Here is a 7,722-nt window from a genome sequence, read left to right as displayed (position 1 = left end):
GGAAGTTGCGATTAAGTGGTCCGCAGCTCCCGATATGACGCCCCAAACCGTCCTTTATCGACGTCCTGTGGCTCAATTTTCCAATTTTCAGCCCAAAATCGTCTCTTCGTGGCTGATTTTGGCCCTGTTTCAGGCTAATTTCCTCATTTCAGGTAGATCTCGCCTGTGCCCGTATCAATTGGTCAACTCGAACCAGGTTCGCCAGGGTGAATAACATCGCCAGTTGACTGTCATTTTTAGCCAGCCCCTTGTACCTGGCTTTGACGAAACCAAACTGACATTTTACTATCCGAAATGGATGCTCAACCTTCGCTCGGATACTCGCTTTCAGGTATTCGTAACGGATGGCCAGCTTGTTCTTGCGCGGGTGTTGCTTCAATGCATTCACTTTGCCGGGACGCTTGGCGATAAGCCAGTCTGCGCTGACATCGCTGAGCTCATCGCGCTTTTCGGCCCCCTGATAACCAGCATCGGCTGAGATAAATTCTTCATCGCCATGCAGTAACTTGCCAACCTGATTGAGGTCGTGCTCGTTAGCCGCCGTGGTCACCAGACTGTGGGTCAGGCCACTTTTGGCGTCCACGCCAATGTGCGCTTTCATGCCGAAGTACCACTGGTTACCTTTCTTGGTCTGGTGCATGTCTTCATCACGGCTGTTGTGTTTGTTTTTGGTAGAGCTGGGGGCTTGAATGATGGTGGCATCCACCAAGGTGCCCTGGGTCATTAGAACGCCACACTCTGCTAGCCAGTGATTAACGGTACTGAAGATTTTGCGGGCCAGTTCATGCTGCTCCAGCAAATGCCGGAAATTCATGATGGTAGTGCGGTCTGGAATGGCTTTATCCAGTGACAGGCGAGCAAATTGGCGCATGGAGGCGATTTCATAGAGGGCATCTTCCATGGCCTCATCGCTCAGGTTGTACCATTGCTGCATGCAGTGAATACGCAGCATGGTTTCCAGCGGATAGGGCCTGCGACCATTACCGGCCTTGGGATACACAGGCTCGATAACGCCAAGTAATTTGTCCCAGGGAAGCAAGTCATCCATTCTGCCAAGGAAAACTTCTTTGCGGGTCTGGCGGCGTTTACTGGAAAACTCACTGTCGGCAAAAGTCAGTTGCTGGCTCATCCGGTTACTCATTCTGGGTTCAGGTTACAACACGATGATCTCACATCTCGGACTTATTCGCACCTTCCCTAACTCGGTCTGCGGCCACCCTCAACAAGGTGAAAGTCACGAAGAGGCTGTTATCCGCCGCTGTCGTTATGAGCTGGGCGTAGAGATTGCCAGTCTGACTCCCGTCTACCCGGCATTTCGCTATCGCGCGACCGATCCCAGTGGGATCGTCGAGAATGAGGTCTGCCCGGTCTATGCAGCACGGGTGACCAGTGAACTGCAGGTCAATCGCGATGAAGTGATGGATTATCAGTGGAGCGATCTGGAGGAGGTTTTACGCGGAATTGACGCGACGCCGTGGGCTTTCAGCCCGTGGATGGTGATGCAGGCGTCAAACGATACGGCGCGAGCGTCACTCCTTAACTTTAGCCGTCAGAAATAAAAAACCCCGGCATGTCAGCCGGGGTTTTTTATTAGCCGTCGCCGTGAAGCTTATTTGACCGGACGCATCGCCGGGAACAGGATCACATCACGGATGGTGTGGCTGTTGGTGAACAGCATCACCATACGGTCGATACCAATACCCAGACCCGCGGTCGGCGGCAGACCGTGCTCCAGCGCGGTGACGTAGTCTTCGTCGAAGAACATCGCTTCGTCGTCGCCCGCCGCTTTCGCGTCAACCTGATCCTGGAAGCGCTGCGCCTGATCTTCCGCATCGTTCAGCTCGCTAAAGCCGTTACCGATCTCACGACCGCCGATGAAGAACTCAAAGCGATCGGTGATTTCCGGGTTCTCGTCATTACGACGCGCCAGCGGAGACACTTCTGCCGGGTATTCGGTAATGAACGTCGGCTGAATCAGATGCGCTTCGGCCACTTCTTCGAAAATTTCCGTCACGATACGGCCCAGACCCCAGCTCTTCTCGACCTTGATACCGAGAGATTCAGCGATCGCTTTGGCGGAGTCGAAGTTATCCAGTTCAGCCATTTCCGTTTCCGGACGGTATTTCTTGATAGCCTCGCGCATAGTCAGTTTTTCGAACGGTTTGCCGAAGTCGAACACTTCATCGCCGTAAGGCACTTCCGTTTTACCCAACACGTCCTGCGCCAGCGTACGGAACAAAGACTCGGTCAGTTCGATCAGATCTTTATAGTCCGCATAGGCCATGTAGAGTTCCATCATGGTGAACTCTGGGTTATGACGCACGGAGATCCCTTCGTTACGGAAGTTACGGTTGATTTCGAATACGCGCTCGAAGCCGCCAACCACCAGACGCTTCAGGTACAGTTCCGGCGCAATACGCAGGTACATGTCCAGATCCAGCGCATTGTGATGGGTGATAAACGGACGCGCAGACGCGCCGCCTGGGATCACCTGCATCATCGGGGTCTCAACTTCCATAAAGCCGCGACCGACCATGAACTGGCGGATGCCTGCCAGGATCTGAGAACGCACTTTAAAGGTGTTGCGGGATTCATCGTTAGAGATGAGATCCAGATAGCGCTGACGATAACGCGCTTCCTGATCCTGCAAACCGTGGAATTTATCCGGCAGCGGACGCAGCGCTTTGGTCAACAGACGCAATTCGGTGCAATGGATAGACAGTTCGCCGGTTTTGGTTTTGAACAGCTTTCCTTTGGCGCCGAGGATGTCGCCGAGATCCCATTTTTTGAACTGCTCGTTGTAAACACCTTCCGGCAGATCGTCACGGGCAACGTACAGCTGAATGCGGCCACCCACGTCCTGCAACGTCACAAAGGACGCTTTCCCCATGATACGACGGGTCATCATGCGGCCTGCAACGGACACCTCGATGTTCAGCGCTTCCAGCTCTTCGTTCTCTTTCGCATCGAAGTCAGTATGCAGTTGGTCTGAGGTGTGATCGCGACGGAAATCGTTCGGGAAGGCGATACCCTGCTCACGCAGGCCAGCCAGTTTCTCACGACGCGTTTTCAGTTCGTTATTAAGATCGGCTACCGCGTCAGCGCCCTGTGCGTGTTGTTCAGACATGTTGGTTCCTCATAACCCTGCTTTCAAACTTGCTTCGATAAATTGATCCAGGCTGCCATCCAGCACCGCCTGCGTGTTGCGGGTTTCAACCCCGGTACGCAAGTCTTTAATGCGGGAGTCATCAAGGACGTAAGAACGGATCTGGCTTCCCCAGCCGATGTCGGATTTAGTGTCTTCCATCGCCTGCTTCTCAGCGTTTTTCTTCTGCATTTCCAGTTCATAAAGCTTCGCTTTCATCTGCTTCATGGCCTGGTCTTTGTTCTTGTGCTGGGAGCGGTCGTTCTGGCACTGCGTCACAATCCCGGTCGGGATGTGGGTAATACGCACCGCGGATTCCGTACGGTTAACGTGCTGACCGCCCGCACCGGATGCGCGATACACGTCGATACGCAGGTCCGCCGGGTTGATTTCGATATCAATATCGTCATCCACTTCCGGGTAAACGAACGCGGAGCTAAACGAGGTATGGCGACGACCACCGGAGTCGAACGGGCTCTTACGCACCAGACGGTGAACGCCGGTTTCCGTACGCAGCCAGCCGTAGGCATATTCGCCAGAAATCTTAATGGTCACGGACTTGATCCCGGCCACTTCCCCTTCTGACTCTTCAATAATTTCGGTCTTGAAGCCGCGTGCTTCTGCCCAGCGCAAATACATACGCTCCAGCATGCTTGCCCAGTCCTGCGCTTCAGTACCGCCGGAACCGGCCTGGATATCGAGGTAGCAATCGGCGCTGTCATATTCGCCGGAGAACATACGGCGGAACTCCAGTTGCGCTAGTTTTTCGTCAAGCGTATCGAGTTCAGCAACGGCTTCGTTAAAGGTTTCTTCGTCGTCGGCTTCTACAGCCAGATCCAGCAGGCCGGAAACATCTTCCAGACCCTGAGACATTTGGTCGAGGGTGTCGACAATCGCTTCAAGCGAGGAACGTTCCTTACCCAGCGCCTGTGCGCGTTCGGGTTCGTTCCAGACGTCAGGCTGTTCCAGCTCGGCGTTTACTTCTTCCAGACGCTCTTTCTTGGCATCATAGTCAAAGATACCCCCTAAGAACGTCAGAGCGCTCCGTGAGGTCCTGAATGCGGTTTTTTACCGGATTAATTTCAAACATGGTCTGATTTCTTTTATTGGACTTGTCAAAATGCGGTGATAAGAGCGGGATTGTACCCAATCCACGCGCTTATTTATAGAGAATAGTGACGGGAAATTGGTCAGATTACACGGGCCAGATATTATCGATGATGATCTGCAAACTGCGGTTGCCGCGAAATTCGTTAATATCCAGTTTGTAGGCCAGCTCGACTTCGCGCACGCCGTTATCCGGCCAGCAGGCAGTGTCGACGTTAAAGGCGATGCCGTCTAACAGCGGTCCTCCGCCAACGGGTTCGACCATCACTTTCAAATGTCGCTCGCCAACCAGACGCTGCTGAAGCAGGCGAAAACGCCCGTCAAACAGCGGTTCCGGGAACATTTGCCCCCACGGACCGGCATCACGCAGCAGTTGCGCGACCTCCATCGTCATCTCCGCGGCGCTGAGCGGGCCGTCAGAGACCACTTCCCCCTGTAACAGCGAGGGATCCAGCCATTCCGTGACCAGCTCGCCAAAACGCTGCTGGAACAGGTCGAATTTTGCCTCTTCCAGCGACAGTCCCGCCGCCATCGCATGGCCGCCGAATTTAATCATCAACCCCGGATGCAACGTATCCAGCCGCTCCAGCGCATCACGCATGTGCAGTCCCTGAATGGAACGTCCGGAGCCTTTTAGCGTGCCATCGCCAGCCGGTGCGAAAGCGATCACCGGGCGGTGAAAACGCTCTTTAATGCGCGAGGCGAGGATCCCGACCACCCCCTGATGCCACTCAGGATGATACATCGCCAGACCTCCGGGCAGCGTTTCGCGACTGCGTTCCAGCTTCTCGCACAGGGTCAGCGCTTCCGCCTGCATTCCCTGTTCAATCTCTTTACGGGTCTGGTTTAACGCATCCAGTTCGTTGGCCAGTACCCGCGCTTCGCCAATGTTATCGCACAACAGCAGCGCCACGCCGACGGACATATCATCCAGCCGACCCGCCGCATTCAGACGCGGACCAAGCGCAAACCCTAAATCGCTGGCGGCGAGTTTTTGCGCATCACGGTTGGACACTTCCAGCAACGCTTTGATCCCCGGACGGCATTTCCCGGCACGAATGCGGCTTAAGCCCTGCCAGGTGAGGATTCGGTTGTTGGCATCCAGCGGCACCACGTCCGCCACGGTGCCCAGCGCGACCAGATCGAGCAGATCCGCCAGGTTTGGCGGCGCAATGCCGCGTTCGTCAAACCAGCCTTTGTCGCGCAGGAAGGTGCGCAGGGCGAGCATCAGGTAAAACGCCACGCCCACACCGGCCAGCGATTTCGAGGGGAAATCACAATCGGGCAGATTCGGGTTGATGATGGCTTCGGCGGCGGGCAGCGTCTCGCCCGGCAGGTGGTGATCGGTGACCACGACCGGGATCCCCAGCGCCCTGGCGTGATCCACACCGGCATGGGAAGAGATACCGTTATCGACGGTGACGATCAGCTGCGCGCCACGCGCATGGGCCTGATCGACCACTTCCGGACTTAAGCCGTAACCATCCTCAAAGCGGTTTGGCACGAGGTAGCTGATGTTATCGCAGCCCAGAGCGCGCATACCCAGCACGCTCAGGGCGGTACTGGTCGCCCCATCCGCATCGAAATCGCCGACAACAATGATGCGCGTCCCCTCGCGAAAGGCGTTATAGAGAATTTCGACCGCTTTTTCGACGCCACTCAGTTGCTGCCATGGCAGCATGCCTTTGACGCTGCGCTCAAGATCCTGAGCACTGCGTACGCCACGGCTGGCATACAGGCGACGTAGCAGCGGCGAAAGGTCGGCAGGCAGTTCTACCGACTCATCGACTTCCCGCCGACGAAGTTGTATCTGTTGTTTCACGCGAATTACTTACCACTGGTCTGTTTTTGGTGCTCGTCAAGAAACGCTTTCATCTCTTTCGGTCCCTGATAGCCTGGCACGACATAGCCGTTGCTCAGCACAATCGCCGGTGTACCGCTTACGCCAAACTGCACGCCCAGCGCATAGTGATCCGCGATGTTCACCTCACAGGTCGCCGCTTTCACGCCTTTGCCTGCCATCGCGTCGTCAAACGCTTTGGCTTTGTCTTGCGCGCACCAGATTGACTTCATATCCTGCTCGGCCTGACTATCCAGTCCCTGACGCGGGAAGGCGAGATAGCGCACGGTAATGCCCAGCGCATTGTAATCCTTCATCTCTTCATGCAGCTTGTGGCAGTAGCCGCAGGTGATATCGGTAAAGACGGTAATGACGTGTTTTTCCTGCGGCGCCTTATAGACGATCATTTCGTTTTCCAGCGCGTTCAGATGCTTCATCAGCAGCTGGTTGGTCACGTTGACTGGCGTCGCGCCGCTGACATCGTACATTGGCCCCTGAATGATGTGTTTACCATCTTCAGTCACATACAGCACGCCGCTGTTGGTCAGCACCGTTTTCATCCCGGCAACCGGGGCGGGTTGAATATCCGTGCTCTGCACGCCCAGTTTCGTCAGAGACTGACGGATCGCGGCGTCGTCGGCGTGTGCCAGGCCGGAAAACGCAGTGGTCAGCAGGGTAAACAGCATTAAACCTTTTTTCATAACCTTTCCTGTTCGCTCAGCATTCACGCTCTTGGGTGATGCTGTTGATGAAGTTGACGCAGGCGCGCTGTCGCAACATGAGTATAAATCTGCGTGGTGGAGAGATCGCTGTGACCCAGCAACATCTGCACCACGCGTAAATCGGCGCCATGATTGAGCAAATGCGTGGCAAATGCGTGGCGTAAAACGTGCGGCGACAGCTTTTCACTGTCGATTCCCGCTAAGACGGCATAGTGCTTAATGCGGTGCCAGAAGGTTTGGCGCGTCATCTGCTGCGCGCGCTGGCTGGGAAACAGCACGTCAATCGATACGCCGTTCAGCAGCCACGGACGCCCATGTTCCAGATACGTCTCCAGCCAGTACACCGCCTCTTCGCCCAATGGCACGAGACGCTCTTTATTGCCTTTACCAATCACCCGCACTACGCCCTGACGCAAGCTGACATCGCTCATCGTCAGTCCGACCAGTTCAGACACGCGCAGTCCGGTGGCATATAAAATCTCAAGCATGGCTTTATCGCGTAACTCCAGCGGTTGGTCAACCACGGGAGCTTGTAATAACCGTTCTACTTGCGCTTCACTGAGATCCTTCGGCAGACGCTGCGGGAGCTTGGGCGATGCCAGCGTCGCGCTTGGATCGTCGGTGCGAATTTTCTCGCGGTAAAGATGCTGGAATAGCCGCCGCACCGCGCTCAGCAGTCGTGCGGTACTGGTAGCTTTATACCCACCGTCCATCCGCTCGGCCAGCAAGGCCTGCAGATCATCACTTTGCGCGGTTTCCAGCGACACCTGACGGTGCGCGAGCCACTCCACCAGCATGGTCAGATCGCGGCGATAGGCGCTCAGCGTATTTTCCGCCAGATTTTTCTCCAGCCAGAGCGCATCAAGGAATTGTTCGATGCGCGCAAGATCCTGTTCCACATCTGCTCC

The 7,722-nt window shown here is 55.5% G+C and carries 6 protein-coding genes and 1 pseudogene; 1 reads left to right on the top strand and 6 read right to left on the bottom strand.

Annotation, left to right across the window (positions count from 1 at the left end; genetic code table 11):
• Window positions 1–148: 148 nt before the first annotated feature.
• The gene (locus tag OGW13_RS12390; RefSeq protein ID WP_000082736.1) at window positions 149–1,129 is read right to left on the bottom strand and encodes an IS5-like element ISEc68 family transposase; all 981 of its coding nucleotides are present in this window, start codon (window positions 1,127–1,129) and stop codon (window positions 149–151) included.
• 70 nt (window positions 1,130–1,199) lie between these two features.
• Between OGW13_RS12390 and idi the strand changes: the two are divergent.
• Window positions 1,200–1,559, top strand: a pseudogene (idi, locus tag OGW13_RS12385) (isopentenyl-diphosphate Delta-isomerase); the annotation flags it as partial.
• A gap of 50 nt (window positions 1,560–1,609) precedes the next feature.
• On the opposite strand, the gene lysS reads toward idi, so the two are convergent.
• The 5 genes from lysS to xerD form a co-directional block, all read right to left on the bottom strand.
• The gene (lysS, locus tag OGW13_RS12380; protein ID WP_044254020.1) at window positions 1,610–3,127 is read right to left on the bottom strand and encodes a lysine--tRNA ligase; all 1,518 of its coding nucleotides are present in this window, start codon (window positions 3,125–3,127) and stop codon (window positions 1,610–1,612) included.
• 9 nt (window positions 3,128–3,136) lie between these two features.
• A protein-coding gene (prfB, locus tag OGW13_RS12375; RefSeq protein WP_099433741.1) for a peptide chain release factor 2 occupies window positions 3,137–4,235 on the bottom strand; the annotation gives its coding sequence in 2 pieces (ribosomal slippage) (window positions 3,137–4,159 and window positions 4,161–4,235; 1,098 coding nt in all).
• 105 nt (window positions 4,236–4,340) lie between these two features.
• Complete coding sequence (gene recJ, locus OGW13_RS12370; RefSeq protein WP_042999369.1) at window positions 4,341–6,074, bottom strand: single-stranded-DNA-specific exonuclease RecJ; 1,734 nt, start codon at window positions 6,072–6,074, stop codon at window positions 4,341–4,343.
• A gap of 5 nt (window positions 6,075–6,079) precedes the next feature.
• Complete coding sequence (dsbC, locus tag OGW13_RS12365) at window positions 6,080–6,793, bottom strand: bifunctional protein-disulfide isomerase/oxidoreductase DsbC (RefSeq protein ID WP_042999368.1); 714 nt, start codon at window positions 6,791–6,793, stop codon at window positions 6,080–6,082.
• A gap of 23 nt (window positions 6,794–6,816) precedes the next feature.
• Complete coding sequence (gene xerD / locus OGW13_RS12360; protein ID WP_042999367.1) at window positions 6,817–7,713, bottom strand: site-specific tyrosine recombinase XerD; 897 nt, start codon at window positions 7,711–7,713, stop codon at window positions 6,817–6,819.
• Between the last annotated feature and the right edge of the window lie 9 nt (window positions 7,714–7,722).

It is taken from the genome of Citrobacter sp. Ca225, assembly GCF_030337175.1.
In the GTDB taxonomy this organism is placed as follows: Bacteria; Pseudomonadota; Gammaproteobacteria; order Enterobacterales; family Enterobacteriaceae; genus Citrobacter_A; species Citrobacter_A amalonaticus.
This window is presented reverse-complemented; position numbering and strand designations above follow the sequence as displayed.